The organism is Streptosporangium sp. NPDC048886 (assembly GCF_055586905.1).
In genome coordinates this window covers 51010-66420 of record NZ_JBVJHH010000035.1, presented here as the reverse complement: position 1 = coordinate 66420, position 15411 = coordinate 51010, and the positions used below count along the sequence as shown (strand labels likewise).

Genomic DNA, 15411 nt, shown 5'->3' with positions numbered 1-15411 from the left:
CAGTGGGCGGCTCAGCTTCTGGATCGGGTGCCCGTAGAAAACACATTCATACCTTTTCGGGTGAAAAATCACATGGCCTTGACCTCGGTTTTCACGGCGCTCGCGGGTTCAGCGGAACCGGAAGGACCGGGGTCCGGTGATCTCGGTGTCGTCGAGGTGGTCGATCAGGTCGTCCTTGTCGCTCAGGCCGCTCTCCCTGACCAGCCGCGGCCCCATCTCGCGGACCTGGTCGGCCATGTCCTCCATGCCGATCGCGTCGAGCGCCGCGCGCAGCTTGGCCAGGCCGCGCCCCATCTCCACGCTCGCCACGTGGGAGAGCGTCGCCGGCAGCGCCCGCTGCAGGCTCCGCACCGCCACGTCCTTGTCGCGCTCCGGTAGCTGGGGCAGGATGTCGGCCAGCGTGGACAGGGCCACGGCGCACGTCTGGTGCTGCCGCGAGGAGGCGCTGACGACGATCAGGTCGATCAGCGCGGCCGCGATGCGCCGCTGCACGGCGTCGTCGTAGACCACCGGCAGCGGCCCGCCGTACTCGGCGGCGTCGGGGACGCCCGCGGCCGCCCAGCGGGCCGACAGGTCACGCAGGGCCCCGACCGCGGCGAGCGCCACGTCGGGGTTCTGCCGGGTGGAGGTGGCGGCCCAGGCGACGTTGCCGAGCTGCTCGATGGCGTAGTCGGGATCGACGTCGGCGTTGCGGGCCCGGTCGATCGTGACGCAGGTGAGGACGGTGTCGGCGACGTGGGCGCGCTGCTCGGGGCTCCCGCCGCGGATCCGGGCGACGGTGTCGCCGTAGGCGAGCAGGTCGCCGATGCGCACCTGGAAGGCGACCTCGACCACCTCTCCCGTGCCGGCCAGCAGCGACTCCAGGCGGGCCGTGCTGATGTCGATCACGTATCCGGTGGCCCGGGTGGTCACCGGGACCTGCTCTCCCTCCAGCCGGGGGGCCGTGCGGGAACGGGCCAGCAGCGGCATCTGGCGTACCCGGGCCCGGTAGGCCAGCTCCTGGATCGAGCGCACCACGGAGGTGGGACGCATCTGGTCGATCATGAGATATCCCATGAACACCAGCAGGATGAGCGCCCCCGCGGCCAGCACGACCGCCAGGAGCGCCCCCACCCCGGCCCATTCGGGCCGCGAGACGGCCATCACGAGATAGGTGTAGGTGGCACAACCGGCGACATACCCGAAATATGCCTGGTTGGCCCTGCGCCGGAGGAACTGGTCGAACACCACCGGCGCCACCGACGTCGCGGTGTGCGAGACCGCCACCAGCAGCGCCGACAGGGTGAGCGTGGTGACCGTCACCAGGCCCGTCGCGATCACGCTCAGCATCTTGACCAGGTTGTCGTGCGGGAACAGCCGCAGGAAGACCGCCCGGACGCCGGCGGGCCACTCCGACGAGGAGATGTCCGCCGAGACCGATCCCACCGCCAGCGCCACCGCGCCGAGCACCATGAGCAGCGGGGTGAACAGGAATTCCGCCGCCGACAGCCGCATGCGGACCCGGAGGTCCTGCCGGTTGGGCACAAGGCGCTGGAGTTGGGAGATTTCCGACATCGCCCGCCATTACCCTCGGGCCGACGGAACAAACGATCATTCCGCCGGAGCGAGGCACCGCCCGGCCGTCGTGATCTCCGCCCCCATGTTGCGCTCCATCATCCGCAGCGCCGCGTCGCCGAGGTCGGCGTGGATGTGGGCGACGCAGTCACGCGGCACCCGGATGCAGAAATGGCGCACGTACGCGTCGAGCGCGGTGTACAGGATGCACTGCTCGGTCACCTGGCCGGTCAGCACCAGCGTCTCGACCCCCCGGCGGCGCAGGAGGTATTCGAGCGAGGTGCCGAAGAACGCGCTGTGGCGCACCTTGGGCAGGAAGGCGCAGTCGCGAGGGGGCAGCACGGGCTCCACCAGCTCCGGGTGCCTGCCCTTGCGCGCCAGCGTCTCGATGTCCTCGCGGGTGGCCGCGAAGTCGCCGTGGTTGTCGTTGACGTAGATCAGATCGACGTCCTCGCACCCGTGCGCCCGTCCGGCGAGCTCCGACAGCGGCCCCGTGATCCCGGCGACGCTCCGCGCCAGCGGCCCGGCGTCCTGGTGGTCGTACGGGTTCAGCATGTCCACCACGATCACCGCTGTGGCCCCCACGCCACGCTCCTCTCCCCCGTGCTTGTCCGCCGTCCGTTCGCCGCCCCTTCCGGACGGCGCCGCGCCCCGGGCGGAGGGGACGCCGCGCTCCCCCCGCCCGGCGCCGTCGTCCCCGGCACCGCCCAGGTGACGGTTGCCCGAGGTGACGGCCGGCCGTCACCCGGCCGGCTGCGCCCGCCCGTTCGGGACGCAGTGGGTCATCTTCAGGCCGGACACCTCGCGCGGCCCGTTCTTGCCCAGCTTGGACAGCCGCTCGCGCTCCTCCTCGTCCAGGTCCTGACTCGCCAGCGGCTCCAGGTGGGCGACGTCCCCGGGCCCGATCCCGAGCCCCTCCCCGACGCGCAGCCCCAGCTCGTCCTCGACCATCAGGAAGTGCCAGACCATGCGCTCCTGGACGGGCCGCTCGGCCTGCGACAGCAGGGTGACGAAGTTCAGCACGAGGTCGTCGCGTTCCCACTGCTCCATCAGCAGGTAGCGCTGACCCGCCTGGGCGTAGTCGTTGGTCCTGGGGATGCGCTTACGGGTCAGCCGGCCGGAGATGACCGGCCCCTGCTCGTCGTGGGTGGGGTAGTGCCCCTCGCTCAGCCCGCCGAGCAGGGACGGCTCGTAGTTGATGTGCGGGCTCTCCCCCTCGGTGTCGACGTAGAAGGTCATCTGCCCGTCGCGCTGGTTGGTGCGCACCTCGGCGTGCTTGGCCTGGTTGACCGGGAGCTGCAGGTAGTTGGGCCCCACCCGGTGGCGCTGGGTGTCGCTGTAGGAGAACGTCCGGCCCACCAGCATCTTGTCGTCGGAGAAGTCGAGCCCGTCGACCAGGACCCCGGTGCCGAAGGAGATCTGCTCGTTCTCGGCGAAGTTGTTGGCCACGTTCCGGTCCAGGACCATCCGGCCGACCGGCAGCGCGGGGAAGTCGTTCTCCGGCCACACCTTGGTGTCGTCCAGGGGATCGAAGTCCAGCTCGGGGTGCTCCTCGTCGGTCATGATCTGCACCAGGAGCTCCCACTCGGGGAAGTCACCGCGGTCGATCGCCTCGTGCAGGTCCTTGGTGGCGTGCCCCAGCTCCTGCGCCTGCACGGCGGCCGCGTCGGCGGCGGTCATGCTCCGCACGCCCTGCTTGGGGATCCAGTGATATTTCACCAGATGGGTCTCCCCCTGCTGGTTCACCCACTTGTAGGTGTTCACGCCGAAGCCCTGCATGTGCCGGTAGTCGGCCGGGATGCCGCGCGGGCTGAACAGGTTGACCAGCATGTGCATGCTCTCCGGGGTCTGCGACATGAAGTCGAAGATCCGGTTGGGCTCCTGCCGGAAGGTCACCGGGTCGGGCTTGAGCGCATGGATCACGTCGGGGAACTTGATGGCGTCCCTGATGAAGAAGACGGCCAGGTTGTTGCCGACGAGGTCCCAGTTGCCGTCCTCGGTGTAGAACTTCACCGCGAACCCGCGCGGGTCGCGCGCCGCCTCGGAGGAGTCCCTGCCGCCGATCACGGTGGAGAAGCGGACGGCCAGTTCGGTCCGCTTGCCCGCCTCCTGGAACAGCTTCGCCCTGGTGTAGCGGCTGACCGGCTCATCGCCCAGCTTGCCGTACGCCTCGAAGTACCCGTAGGCGGTCACCCCGCGGGCGTGCACCACCCGCTCGGGGATCCGCTCCCGGTCGAAATGGCTGATCTTCTCCAGGAACTGGTAGTTCTCCAGGGTGGCCGGGCCTCGCGCGCCGACCGTGCGCTGGTTCTGGTTGTCGTAGACCGGGTGCCCCTGCCGATTGGTCAGCACCGGTCGCTCGTTCCCCCGCTGCGGTCCGTTGCTCGACACGTCCGTCATCGTGACGCTTCCCTCCTTGCGGTGATCATTTCCGGCGCACCGAATCCCTGCCGGCACACGAGGGGTTCCCTATCCGGCTAAAAGCGACTTATAGCGCCAAAAATAAGAATCTCCGCAAGAGGGAAGTTCACTTGAACGGCGCCCGCCCGGCACGGCCGCCGTTCACCGGGCCTTGGCCGTGGCCCTCCTGTTGGCCTTCTTGATGGCCTCGACGAGCTGGTCCTTGGTCATCGTGGACCGGCCGTCGATGCCCAGGCGCTTGGCCACCTCGTACAGATGCTGCTTGGACGCGTGGGCGTCCACCCCTTCGGCGGTCCTGCCCCGCTTCGGAGTGCTCCTGGCCGCCTGGGCGTCGGAGGGGCCCTTGCGGGCCTTCGGCTCCCAGTGGTCGCCGACCTTCTCGAAGGAGTGCTTCAGCGCGGCGAAGGCCGTACGGTGCGCCCGCTCCCCCTCGCCATAGGTCTCCACCGCCGAGTCGTGGGCCTTGATCCAGGTGTCCCGCGCCTTCTTGGAAGAGCGCTGCAGCGTCGACGGGAGTTCTTCTCGTGCCGGCATCTCCGGTTCACCTCTCTCGCTCGTCACCGGTGTCACCGCCCCCATGCCCGCACCCTCCCGGTTCATGTCAGGGCGGTGGCCTCACCTCGGAGGCGACCTCCGGAACCGTGCCGTGCCGGACGCCTCAGGCCGAGCGCCTCAGGCCGAGCGCCTCAGCAGGGAGACGACCGCCCGCTCCACATCGCCGTGCGTGGCGAGCTGCCCGAAACCCGCGTCGGCACCGAGGCCGGTCAGCGCCCCCGCGATGGTCCGGCCCCTCTCGTAGGCCTCGACGACGCGGGGATCCACGTAGGAGGCGCGGGCGACGGCGGGGGTGTTGCCCAGGTAACCGGCCACCTCCTTGATCACCCGGTTGACCGCCCGCCTCCTGCCGGTCCTGGACCGCACGCGGGAGGAGACCGCCAGGCCCACCGCGGCCAGCACCGTCGCGTGCCAGGTCCGGAAGTCCTTGGCCGAGACCTCCGATTCCAGGGTCTCGCGGAGGTAGGCGTTGATGTCGTCGCTGCGCACGTCCACCCATCGGGAGCCGTCCTTGTAGCGCAGCAGCTCCCCGCCCTCTCCCGAGCTGTGCAGGGAGGAGATCACCTTGCACACCTCCGCGTCCACGATCTCCACCTCCCGATGCCTGCCGCCCTTGGCGGGATAGGAGCAGATGACCCTGCCCGCCCTACAGGTGACGTGCTCCATCCGGAGCGTGGCCAGCCCGAACGACTCGTACGCCTCCCCTCCCACCCGGAAGAAGCCGATGTCGAGCATCCTGGCCGCGGCGGCCAGCACCCGCTCGCGCGTCGGCCCCCGCTGTTCCAGGTGCTCGGCGACCCGCTCGCGGAACTTCGGCAGCCGCTCGGCCATCTCCCGCACCCGCTCGAACTTCGCCAGATCCTGCTCGGCCCGCCAGACGTCGTGGTAGCGGTACTGGCGCCGGCCGGCCGTGTCGGTGCCGACCGCCTGGATGTGCCCATCCGGCGACCGGCAGATCCAGACGTCGGTCCAGGCGGGCGGGAGCGCCAGTGCCCTGATCCTGTCGAGGGTGCGGCGCTCGCGCACCCGGCCCCCGCCGGGGTGGTGGTAGCTGAAACCACGTCCCCTGCGCCGCCGCCGGATGCCCGGCTCCGCGGGGTCGCTGTTCCGGAGTTCGGTCATGTCCGCCCCCCTACCCGGGAAGGACGCTCTCATGAGCGGGACCTTCTCCCGGGGCCCGGGACGGTCCTCTGTAGGGTCGTGGGTCATGACGCTGCGTGTGGTGATCGCCGACGACGAGGACCTGATCCGTGCGGGCCTGAGGATCATCATCGACTCGGAGCCCGACCTCACCGTGGTGGGCGAGGCCGCGGACGGCGCGGCCGTCGTGCCGGTGGTCCGCGAACACCGGCCGGACGTGGTGCTGATGGACGTGCGGATGCCGGCCGTGGACGGCATCCAGGCCACCCGCAGGCTGACCGCGCTGCCCGAACCGCCCAAGGTCGTGGTGGTCACCACGTTCGAGAACGACGACTACGTCTACGATGCGCTGCGGGCCGGGGCCAGCGGCTTCCTGCTCAAGCGCACCCGCCCCGCCGAGCTGGTCCAGGCGGTCCGGACCGTGGCCGCCGGCGACTCCCTGCTGTTCCCCGCCGCCATCCGCGGGCTGGCCGCGCGGCGCGAGGGCGGCCGGGCCGTCCCCGGCATCGGCCGGCTGACCTCGCGCGAGGGCGACGTGCTGCGCCTGATGACCCGCGGCCTGTCCAACGGGGAGATCGCCGCGGAGCTGGTCGTCAGCATGGAGACGGTGAAGACCCACGTGGGCAACGTGCTGGCCAAGCTGGAGGCCCGCGACCGCACCCAGGCCGTCATCACCGCCTACGAGTCGGGCTACGTCTCCCCGCGCTGAGACCGCCCGGCGCCGCGCCGCACTTCTGCACCATGCCCCTCAGACCGGGACGGCCACCCCCGCGTTGCGCAGGATGTCGGCTCCGGCCAGCACCGTGCTCTCCGCGGCGGTCAGGCCGGAGGCGGCCAGGTGGGCGTCGACGATGCGCAGGCCCACGCCGTAGCCGGCCATGTCCGGGACGCCGGCCGGCTCCTGGCCGAACCTGCGCATGGCCGCGTCGCCCAGCACGTAGGCCGGGGTGTGCCGCATGCCGGCGAGGCCGACGCGGGCGGTGATCTTCTCGTAGGCGCGGTCGAACTCCGCGCCGGTCACCATCCCCGACCACGGACCCATGGCCTCGGGGCCGGACAGCTCCCGGACGAACGCCTCGGCCAGCCCCTCGGACACGACGTGCTCACCGACCGTGACCGTCCTGGGGTCCCACTCCACGTTGTGGTAGCGGACCTGGTGGTGGAACTCGTGCACCGCGCAGTGGGCGATCCTGCCGATGACGTCGTCGGCGGGCCAGGCCAGCAGGTAGAGCCAGCCCGGCGTGGCTCCCATGCCGTAGTAGCCGCCGACGGTGGTCGTCAGATACTCGTCGTCGGGGTCGCCCAGGACGAGCATGACCTGGAGGCTCTCGGGGCCCCTGATCCCCGGCACCGCGTCGCCGAGCCGCTTCCACGCGGCCGCGAGGGCGTCGCCGATCCGGCCCCGGACGTCCTCCTCGACCAGCCGGCGCAGCGCGGGCAGGTAGCGGTCGTCGTCGCGGTCCACCCGGAAGCCGCCGCCCCCGTGGTGGATGTCGACGATGTCGCCGGGCACGGGGACGGCCCGGCGCATCGGCGCGAGCATGCCGCGCAGCGCGTCCGGACGCCGGTCGAGCGGGAGTCCGGTCAGCTCCAGCATGGCCCGCGGGGTGTCGTGAACGATGATTTCCATGCCCGGCACGCTAGGAACTCACGCTACGTGAGAGTCAACCCCGGGGCTCCGCCGTCCTGGCGATGTTCCTCGGTGCCGGAGCCCTCGCCGGAGGAGGCGGGGTGCCGCGGCCTCATCCCTCGGCGGGGAAGCGGCGTTCCAGGTTCCCCGACGGGAGTGGCGACCTCCCGGGCCGGGCGTGCGGAGCCGTCCGCCGCCGCCGGGAGCGCCGTGGCGTCATTTCTTGATCAACGGAACGACCTGGTCGATCGCGTAGGGGATGCTCAGCACGGTGTTGAAGGACAGCGCCGCGCCGATCGGCGGGTCCTGGTAGGTCAGGAACAGAGCGCGGCCCTCCTTGGCGACCTTGAGCTCCTTGTACACGCTGTCGTTCTTGATGCGCTCCCACGGCTCCTTGCCGGTCGTCAACCACACCAGCCGGTCGACCTCCAGCATGTTCAACCCCTCCGAGCCGAACTCGGCGACGTTGGACAGGCCCGCCTGCTCAGTGATCTTCTCGGGGATCGTGAAGCCGAGCTCGGCGAGGAACGCCGACTTGGGGTCACCCTTCTGGAAGGCCGAGTACGTCCCGCTCTTGAAGCTGTCGGCGGCGACGGCCGTCAGGCCCTCCCACTGCGGGTTGGCCTCGCGGGCCTGGGCGAACTTCACGCCGATGCCGTCGATGAGCGCCTTGGCCTCGGCCTCCTCACCGAGGGCCCGTCCGGCGAGCAGCGTCATCTCCTGCCACGGCGCGGCGTAGGGGTCGAAGCCCTTGGGCTGGGCCACGACGGGGGCGATCTTCGAGAGCTGGTCGTACTGCTCCTTCTGGATCCCGGAGTACATGGCGAAGATCAGGTCGGGCTTGAGCGCGACGACCTTCTCCATCTTGACGCCGTCCTCGCGCAGGCCGAGCACGGTGGGCTCGACGCCGCCCCACGCGTCCTTGGCCCACGGCCAGTCGGTGAACGGCGTGCGCTGGAACCAGTCCACCACACCCACCGGCCTGTGCCCGAGGGCCAGCAGGGGCTCGTGGTCGCTGAGGCCGATGGTGACGATCCGCTCCGGCTTCTCGGTGATCTCCGTGGTGCCGTGGAGGTGCTCGACCTCGAGCGGGAAAGCGGCTCCGGCGGCGGGCGCCCCCACTGCCGTGGCCTCGGCTTGAGGGCTGGATGGACCGCCGCTGCCGCCGCAGGCGGCCGCGGTCATGGCCAACGTCAGAGTGGCGAATGCCGTCAGCAGGCGGTTCGTCTGGAGAGGGGGGAACATCGTCTTCTCATGTCTCTTCGATGCGACACACGGTCTCAGGGTTACAAACGGCACGAGGGAGAATATTAAGGTAAGGCTTACCTTAATACAATCACTCAAGTAAGGTTAGGTTTGCCTGAATTCCGCAAGATCGGATCCCAGTGACACATCAGAAGTCCCCACCCCCGCGGATCCGATCGAGGCGTGGTCTCCCGCTCCTCGCTCCGGCCACGCTGGTGTTGATCGGCCTGTGTCTGCTCTCTCTGGCGGTGGGCAGCCGCGCGATCGGCCTCGACCAGGTGGCCCGCGCCCTGTTCGACCCCCAGGCCGTCGAGCCGGAGGTGGCGGCCATCGTCACGGGCACCCGGCTGATGCGCACGCTGGTCGCCGTGCTCGTCGGCGCGGCGCTCGGTCTCGCGGGAGCCGTCATGCAGGGGCTGACCCGCAACCCGCTCGCCGACCCCGGGCTGCTCGGCGTCAGCGCGGGAGCGGCCTTCGGCACCGTCGTCGCCGCCGGGCTGCTCGGCGTCACCGGAGTGTTGGGGTCGATCTGGTTCGCCTTCGGCGGGGCCGCGCTGGCCGGCGTCGCGGTGTTCCTGCTCGGCACCCGGGGAAAGGGCAGCGCCTCGCCGGTGAAGCTCGCCCTGGCCGGCGTCGCGGTCACCTACCTCCTCGACTCGCTCACCGGCGGCATCGCGCTGACCGACCCGGAGGCGCTCGACCGCTACAGATACTGGTCGGCGGGCTCGCTGACCGGGCACGACAGCACGACACTGCTGCAGGCCCTGCCGTTCCTCGTCGTGGGCGCGGGGCTCGCGCTCAGCACCGCCCTCACGCTCAACAGCCTCTCCCTCGGCGACGACGTGGCGGTCGCCCTCGGCCGCAGCATCGGCCGGCTCAGGATCAGGGCGGCGGTGGCGGTCACCATGCTCACCGGCGCGGCCGTGGCGGTCACGGGCCCGATCGTCTTCGTCGGCCTGGTCGTCCCGCACCTCGTGCGCACGGCCACCGGCCCCGACCACCGCCGGCTGCTGCCCGGCTCGATGCTGGTCGCGCCCTGCGTGCTCCTGGCGGCCGACATCCTCGGCCGCGTGGTCGTCCGCCCCCAGGAAATCGACGTGAGCCTCGTCGCCGCCTTTCTCGGCGCGCCCTTCTTCATCGCCCTGGCCCGTCGCCGCCGACTCGCGGAGCTCTGATCGATGTCCGGTCTTCATCTGTCCCGTGGCCGGCTCGTCCTCCGCCTGCCCGCGGTGTCGGGCACGGTACGGCTCCGCCACGTCCTGGTCTGGTGCGTCCTGGCGGTGACCGTGTCACTGGCCTCCGGCCTGACCTTGGCCATCGGCTCGGGCGACTACACCGCGCCGGTCTCCGCCCTGTGGGGTGCGGGCGACGACCCCGCCGCCGTGTTCGTGGTCCAGGAACTGCGCCTGCCGCGCGCCGCCGTCGCCCTGCTCGCCGGCGCGGCCTTCGGCCTGTCGGGCGCGATCTTCCAGGCCGCCACCCGTAACCCTCTGGCCAGCCCCGACGTGCTCGGCATCACCCAAGGAGCCGGTACGGCGGTCACCGCGGGAGTCGTGCTCGGCCTCGGCGCCTCGTCGGACCTCGGCACCCAGTCGCTCGGCCTCTGCGGCGCGCTGGCGAGCGGCCTGCTCATCTACGTCCTCGCCTGGAACAGGGGTACGACCGGCTACCGGATCGTCCTGGTCGGCATCGGCGTGAGCTGGATCTGCGTCAGCGTGACCTCCTACCTCCTCAGCCGCGCCGAGCAGTACCAGGCGCAGAAGGTCCTCGGCTGGCTCGTCGGCAATCTCAACGAGCGAGGTTGGCTCCACGCCCAGCCGCTCGCCTGGGCGATGACCGTACTGGTGCCGCTCACGCTCCTGCTCGCCCGCCAGCAGCGCGCCCTGCACCTGGGCGATGAGGTGGCGACCGGGCTCGGCCTGAGGGTGCAGCCCGCACGCATGGCCCTGTTGATGTGCGGTGCGGCCCTGGCGGCCTCCGCCACCGCCGCGGCCGGGCCCATCCTGTTCGTCGCCCTGGCCGCCCCCCAGATCGCCCAGCGCCTGGCCCGCACCGCCGTCCCACCCCTCACCGCCGCAGCCCTCACCGGCGCCACGGTCGTCCTGATCAGCGACCTGATCAGCCAGCGTCTCCTGTCCGACTCCGTCCTGCCGGTCGGTGTCGTCACCGGAGTGCTCGGCGCCCCGTTCCTCCTGTGGCAACTGGCCCGCACCACCCGCTAGCCGTGCTGCCCACACAGGTCAGACCCACGGCGGGCGCTGCGCGGGCGGCCGTCCGCGCCGGATCCGCCGGTGGTCTCCGGCGGGGCGGCCCGCCCCGCAGCCGGGAGCGCGACACTAGATGGGCGAGCCGTCGTCCTCCTCGCCCTGCTGCGGCCCCGGGGTCCCCGTGCCGCTCCGCGAGGGCGACGGGGACGTGGTGGGCTCGCCGGGCTCCGGCGTCGCCGGGACCGGCGGCGGGGTCGGCACGAACATCGTCGGCGGCAGCGGCTTGGGCGGCGGCTGGACCTCGTCGTCGCGGCGGATCAGCAGCCAGGCCATCACCGCCAGCAGCACCAGCAGCACGGTCAGCACGGCCCCGGCGACGACCACCGACCGGCGGGTCTCGGTGGGCGGCGGCGCGCTCTTGGGCGGCGCGGGCAGCGCGGGCGAGCGGTCGCTGATCCAGTGCGGCGCGAAGTCCGGGCCGTGCTGCTCGCCGATGAGCGTGCCGCGCACCAGCACCGGCTCCAGGAAGCGCTCGGCCCCCGCCCGGTCCGGTTCGTACGGCGTGGCCACCCACGGCGCGCTCCCGCCGTCCATGGCCAGCACCTGGGGGACGGTGTCGGCCACCGCGGTGCGGCCGCGCGCCGCCCTGGCCATCCAGCCCCGCACCCCCGAACGGCTGGCCGCCGCCTCGCGGATCCCGGTGACGAACCGGTCGCGGGCCGCCGGGTCGAGCGCGGCGCCCCTCGTCAGCACCGCGACCGAGACCGCCCGGCCGTCGGAGCCCTGCCCGAGGTAGACCAGCCCGGCGGGCCCCACCCGCAGACGGGCCTGGAGCACGAAGGGCCCGAGATGGGGTGGGTCACCGTACTGGAGCGGACTGGCCACGCCTGCCATGAAAGCACATCGGGACGATCAAGCGGCGTCCGTGTGGGTGCTGACGGGAAAGCCGGGTGGGTACTAACAGGAAATACACATCCGACCGGCTGTGCGGCCCCGCATCTCGTTTGGTGGAATGTCAACATGACCGTCGCCGAAGAACTGCCGAGCGAGACCGACACCGGACTGCTGCGCGAGGCCCTGGCCGAGGTCCGGCGGGTCATCGTGGGTCAGGAGCACATGGTGGAGCGCCTGCTGGTGGCCCTCCTCGCCCGGGGCCACTGCCTGCTGGAGGGCGTGCCGGGGGTCGCCAAGACCCTGGCCGCCTCCACCCTGGCCACCGTCGTCGGCGGTGACTTCGCCCGCATCCAGTTCACGCCCGACCTGGTCCCCAGCGACATCGTGGGGACCCGGGTCTACCATCCCTCCCGCGAGTCGTTCGACGTCGAGCTCGGCCCGGTGTTCGTCAACTTCCTGCTCGCCGACGAGATCAACCGCGCCCCGGCCAAGGTGCAGTCGGCGCTGCTGGAGGTCATGGCCGAGCGGCAGGTGTCCCTGGCCGGGCGGACGCATCCGCTGCCCAGGCCGTTCATCGTGCTGGCCACCCAGAACCCGATCGAGTCCGAGGGCGTCTACCCGCTCCCGGAGGTCCAGCGCGACCGGTTCCTGTTCAAGATCCGCGTCACCCATCCCAACGCCCACGAGGAGTTGGAGATCCTGCACCGGATGAGTGTGACCCCGCCCACCCCCCGGGCGGTGCTCGACCCCACCCGGCTGACCGCGCTGCAGGCGATGGCCGAGCAGGTCTCGGTGCACCAGCTCGTCGCCGACTACGTGGTCCGGCTGGTGATGGCCACCCGCTCCCCGGGCGAGTACGGCATGACCGACCTGGAGGAGAACATCGAGATCGGGGTCAGTCCCCGCGCCACGCTGGGCCTGGTCGCCGCCGGACGCGGCCTGGCCCTGCTGCGCGGCCGCGACTACCTGCTCCCCGACGACGTCCGCGACGTGGCCGTGGACGTGATGTCCCACCGGCTGATGCTCACCTTCGACGCGCTCGCCGACGGAGTGGACCCCGAGGACGTGGTCAGGCAGATCCTGGCCGTCGTGCCGCCGCCCCTGGTGGTGTGGAACCAGGGCCCCCGATGAACCGGACCGGCGCGGGAGGGGCCGCCGCCGCGAACACCGCCGAGCAGGCGCTGCGCCGGCTCGAACTGACCATCGTCCGGCGTCTGGACGGGCTGCTGCACGGCTCCTACCAGGGCCTCCTGCCGGGGCCCGGCACCGAGTTCGGCGACAGCCGGGTCTACGTCCCCGGCGAGGACGACATCCGGCGGATGGACTGGGCGGTGACCGCCCGCACGACCGTCCCGCACGTGCGGGACCTGATCGCCGACCGGGAGCTGGAGACCTGGGTGCTGGCCGATCTGTCGCCCAGCATGGACTTCGGCACCGCGGAGATGGAGAAGCGGGACCTGGTGGTGGCCGCGGTCGGCGCGGTCGGCTTCCTGACCGGCCGGATCGGCAACCGCTTCGGCGCCTACGTGCTGCACGACGGACACGTCCACCGGATGCCCGCCCGGGGCGGGCGCCCGGCCCTGTACGGCCTGCTGCACTCGCTGATGGAGGCCCCCCGGGGCCGTCCCGTCGCCGGCGCCCCCGACCTGGCCGAGGCGGTCGAGGTGCTCGCCTCCGCGCGGCGGCGGCGTGGCCTGCGGGTGATCGTCTCCGACTTCCTGGACGCCGAGCCCAGCCTCGACCCCGGCCTGGAGCTGCCCTGGGAGCGGCCGATCCGCCGCCTGGCCGCCCGCCACCAGGTGCTGGCCATCGAGGTGATCGACCCGCGCGAGCTGGAGCTGCCGCCGGTGGGGCTGGTCAACCTGACCGACCCGGAGTCCGGGCGGAGCCGCCAGGTCCAGCTCACCGCCAAGGTGCGCGCGGCCTACGCGGAGGCGGCCGCCAGGCAGCGGGCGACGACCATGATGGCGCTGCGCCGGTGCGGGGTGGCGCACCTGGTGCTGCGCACCGACCGCGACTGGATCTTCGACATCGCCCAGTTCGTGCTCCGGCAGCGGCGCATGGCACACCTGACGCACCGGCACCCGGCCCCAGGAGTGACGCGGTGACCTTCCTCTCTCCGGCCATGCTGTGGCTGTTCGCCGCGCTCGCCCTGGTCGTGGCGGGCTACGTGGCAGCCCAGTTCGCCCGGCGCCGCTACGCGGTGCGCTTCACCAACCTGCCGCTGCTGACGCTGGTGGCCCCCGCCGGGCCCGGCTGGCGCAGGCACGTGGCTCCGGCGCTGTTCCTGCTGATGATGAGCCTGCTGATCGTCGGCGCGGCCCGGCCGGCCGACTCGGTACGGGTCCCGCGTGACCGCGCGACCATCATCATCGCGCTGGACATCTCGCTGTCGATGGAGGCCGCCGACGTCCAGCCCAACCGGATCACCGCCGCCAAGCAGGCCGCCCAGAAGTTCGTCGAGGACCTGCCGGAGCGGTTCAACGTCGGGGTGGTCGCCTTCGCCCGCTCGGCCTCGGTGGTGGTCTCCCCCACCACCGACCACCAGGCGGTGTCGACCTCGCTGGGCAACCTGACCACCCGGGCGGGCACCGCCATCGGCGAGGCGGTCTTCAACTCCCTCGACTCCATCCGCTCCTTCGACCAGCAGGCGGTCACCGACCCGCCGCCCGCGGCGATCGTGCTGCTGTCGGACGGGGACAACACCTCGGGCCGGTCGGTGGCCGAGGCGGTCGAGGCGGCGACGAGCGCGCGCGTGCCGATCTCCACGATCGCCTACGGCACCCAGGAGGGCACCGTCTCGATCGACGGCCGTGACGTGAACGTGCCGGTGAACAAGGCCACCCTGCAGACCCTGTCGGAGGGCACCTCCGGCCGCGCCTACGAGGCGGAGTCGGGCAGCCAGCTCCGGGAGGTCTACGAGCAGATCGGCACTTCGCTCGGCTACCGGACGGTCCACCAGGAGATCAGCCAGTGGTTCGTCGTGGCGGCGCTCCTGACCGGCCTGCTGGTCGCCGTGTCGGGCCTGCTGCTGGGGTCACGGCTGCCCTGACCCGGTCCCGGCCGTTGGTAACGTTCTACGACGTGGCACATTACTTCGAGGAGCGTCCCGAGACCGCCAGCCGTCCGGGCTCGGTCACGCTCGTGCTCCCCGACCTCCATCTGAAGCTGGAGACCGACAGCGGGATGTTCTCTCCCGAGCGGGTCGACCAGGGCACCCGGATCCTGCTGGAGACCGTGCCCCCTCCCCCGGCCGAGGGCGACCTGCTGGACCTGGGCTGCGGATACGGGCCGATCGCGCTGACGATGGCCTCGCGCGCGCCCGGGGCCACGGTCTGGGCGGTCGACGTCAACCGCCGCGCGGTCGAGCTGTGCGCCAGGAACGCCCGGGCCGCCGCCCTTGACAAAGTAAGGTCAGTGCACGTCGACGAGGTGCCGCCGGAGGTCCGCTACGCGACCATCTGGTCCAACCCGGCGATCCGCATCGGCAAGGCCGCCATGCACGAGATGCTGACCCGCTGGCTGTCGCGGCTCACCCCCGACGGCACCGCCTACCTGGTGGTGCAGAAGCACCTGGGGTCCGACTCCCTGCAGCGCTGGCTGAACGAGCAGGGCTGGCCCACGGCCCGGATGGCCTCGCGGTCCTCCTACCGGATCCTCCGGGTGGAGGCCCGGCCCGACGCGGATCCCGCGCGGTGAGCAGTGAGAACAACGGCGGGTCCGGCAGGTGCCTCCCGCGGAACGGACGAGAAACGGTGAACGAAC

15 protein-coding genes are annotated in these 15411 nt (G+C 71.6%); 7 read left to right on the top strand and 8 right to left on the bottom strand.

Going from position 1 to position 15411, the window contains the following annotated elements; translation table 11 throughout:
• Nucleotides 1–108: 108 nt before the first annotated feature.
• From ACZ6R6_RS35055 to ACZ6R6_RS35035, 5 genes are all read right to left on the bottom strand, one after another.
• The gene (locus tag ACZ6R6_RS35055) at nucleotides 109–1554 is read right to left on the bottom strand and encodes a DUF2254 family protein (protein WP_470100708.1); all 1446 of its coding nucleotides are present in this window, start codon (nucleotides 1552–1554) and stop codon (nucleotides 109–111) included.
• A 36-nt stretch (nucleotides 1555–1590) separates the two neighbouring features.
• On the bottom strand, nucleotides 1591–2139 hold the full coding sequence (locus ACZ6R6_RS35050) for a cysteine hydrolase family protein (protein ID WP_470100706.1): 549 nt from the start codon (nucleotides 2137–2139) through the stop codon (nucleotides 1591–1593).
• 156 nt (nucleotides 2140–2295) lie between these two features.
• Entirely contained in the window at nucleotides 2296–3954 is a 1659-nt protein-coding gene (locus ACZ6R6_RS35045; protein WP_470100704.1) for a catalase, read from the bottom strand.
• A gap of 162 nt (nucleotides 3955–4116) precedes the next feature.
• Nucleotides 4117–4509: a ChaB family protein gene (locus ACZ6R6_RS35040; RefSeq protein WP_470100702.1), complete on the bottom strand. Its 393-nt coding sequence runs from the start codon at nucleotides 4507–4509 to the stop codon at nucleotides 4117–4119.
• 138 nt (nucleotides 4510–4647) lie between these two features.
• Complete coding sequence (locus ACZ6R6_RS35035) at nucleotides 4648–5652, bottom strand: DNA topoisomerase IB (protein ID WP_470100700.1); 1005 nt, start codon at nucleotides 5650–5652, stop codon at nucleotides 4648–4650.
• Nucleotides 5653–5737: 85 nt separating this feature from the next.
• Here ACZ6R6_RS35035 and ACZ6R6_RS35030 point away from each other — a divergent pair, with 85 nt between their 5' ends.
• Nucleotides 5738–6379, top strand: coding sequence for a response regulator transcription factor (locus tag ACZ6R6_RS35030; RefSeq protein WP_306870004.1), 642 nt, complete (start codon nucleotides 5738–5740; stop codon nucleotides 6377–6379).
• 39 nt (nucleotides 6380–6418) lie between these two features.
• On the opposite strand, the gene ACZ6R6_RS35025 is transcribed toward ACZ6R6_RS35030, so the two are convergent.
• Complete coding sequence (locus ACZ6R6_RS35025) at nucleotides 6419–7300, bottom strand: DUF2268 domain-containing putative Zn-dependent protease (RefSeq protein ID WP_470100697.1); 882 nt, start codon at nucleotides 7298–7300, stop codon at nucleotides 6419–6421.
• 216 nt (nucleotides 7301–7516) lie between these two features.
• Nucleotides 7517–8545, bottom strand: coding sequence for an iron-siderophore ABC transporter substrate-binding protein (locus ACZ6R6_RS35020; RefSeq protein WP_470100695.1), 1029 nt, complete (start codon nucleotides 8543–8545; stop codon nucleotides 7517–7519).
• Nucleotides 8546–8760: 215 nt separating this feature from the next.
• Between ACZ6R6_RS35020 and ACZ6R6_RS35015 the strand changes: the two genes are divergently transcribed.
• Nucleotides 8761–9720 carry a FecCD family ABC transporter permease gene (locus tag ACZ6R6_RS35015; RefSeq protein ID WP_470100693.1) on the top strand — a complete coding sequence of 320 codons (960 nt, stop codon included), beginning with the start codon at nucleotides 8761–8763 and terminating at the stop codon, nucleotides 9718–9720.
• A gap of 3 nt (nucleotides 9721–9723) precedes the next feature.
• Nucleotides 9724–10767: a FecCD family ABC transporter permease gene (locus ACZ6R6_RS35010; RefSeq protein ID WP_470100691.1), complete on the top strand. Its 1044-nt coding sequence runs from the start codon at nucleotides 9724–9726 to the stop codon at nucleotides 10765–10767.
• Between the two features lie 114 nt (nucleotides 10768–10881).
• Here ACZ6R6_RS35010 and ACZ6R6_RS35005 read toward each other — a convergent pair whose 3' ends face one another.
• The gene (locus ACZ6R6_RS35005; protein ID WP_470100689.1) at nucleotides 10882–11646 is read right to left on the bottom strand and encodes a hypothetical protein; all 765 of its coding nucleotides are present in this window, start codon (nucleotides 11644–11646) and stop codon (nucleotides 10882–10884) included.
• Nucleotides 11647–11772: 126 nt separating this feature from the next.
• Between ACZ6R6_RS35005 and ACZ6R6_RS35000 the strand changes: the two genes are divergently transcribed.
• From ACZ6R6_RS35000 to ACZ6R6_RS34985, 4 genes are read left to right on the top strand one after another with little or no spacing between them, the layout of a single operon-like run.
• Nucleotides 11773–12777 carry an AAA family ATPase gene (locus ACZ6R6_RS35000; protein WP_470100687.1) on the top strand — a complete coding sequence of 335 codons (1005 nt, stop codon included), beginning with the start codon at nucleotides 11773–11775 and terminating at the stop codon, nucleotides 12775–12777.
• Nucleotides 12774–13754, top strand: coding sequence for a DUF58 domain-containing protein (locus ACZ6R6_RS34995; protein ID WP_470100685.1), 981 nt, complete (start codon nucleotides 12774–12776; stop codon nucleotides 13752–13754). Before ACZ6R6_RS35000 ends, ACZ6R6_RS34995 begins: the two co-directional genes overlap by 4 nt.
• Complete coding sequence (locus ACZ6R6_RS34990; RefSeq protein ID WP_470100683.1) at nucleotides 13751–14698, top strand: VWA domain-containing protein; 948 nt, start codon at nucleotides 13751–13753, stop codon at nucleotides 14696–14698. Before ACZ6R6_RS34995 ends, ACZ6R6_RS34990 begins: the two co-directional genes overlap by 4 nt.
• A gap of 32 nt (nucleotides 14699–14730) precedes the next feature.
• Nucleotides 14731–15345 (top strand): class I SAM-dependent methyltransferase, encoded by a 615-nt coding sequence (locus ACZ6R6_RS34985; protein ID WP_470100681.1) that lies wholly within the window; start codon nucleotides 14731–14733, stop codon nucleotides 15343–15345.
• The last annotated feature ends 66 nt before the right edge of the window (nucleotides 15346–15411 follow it).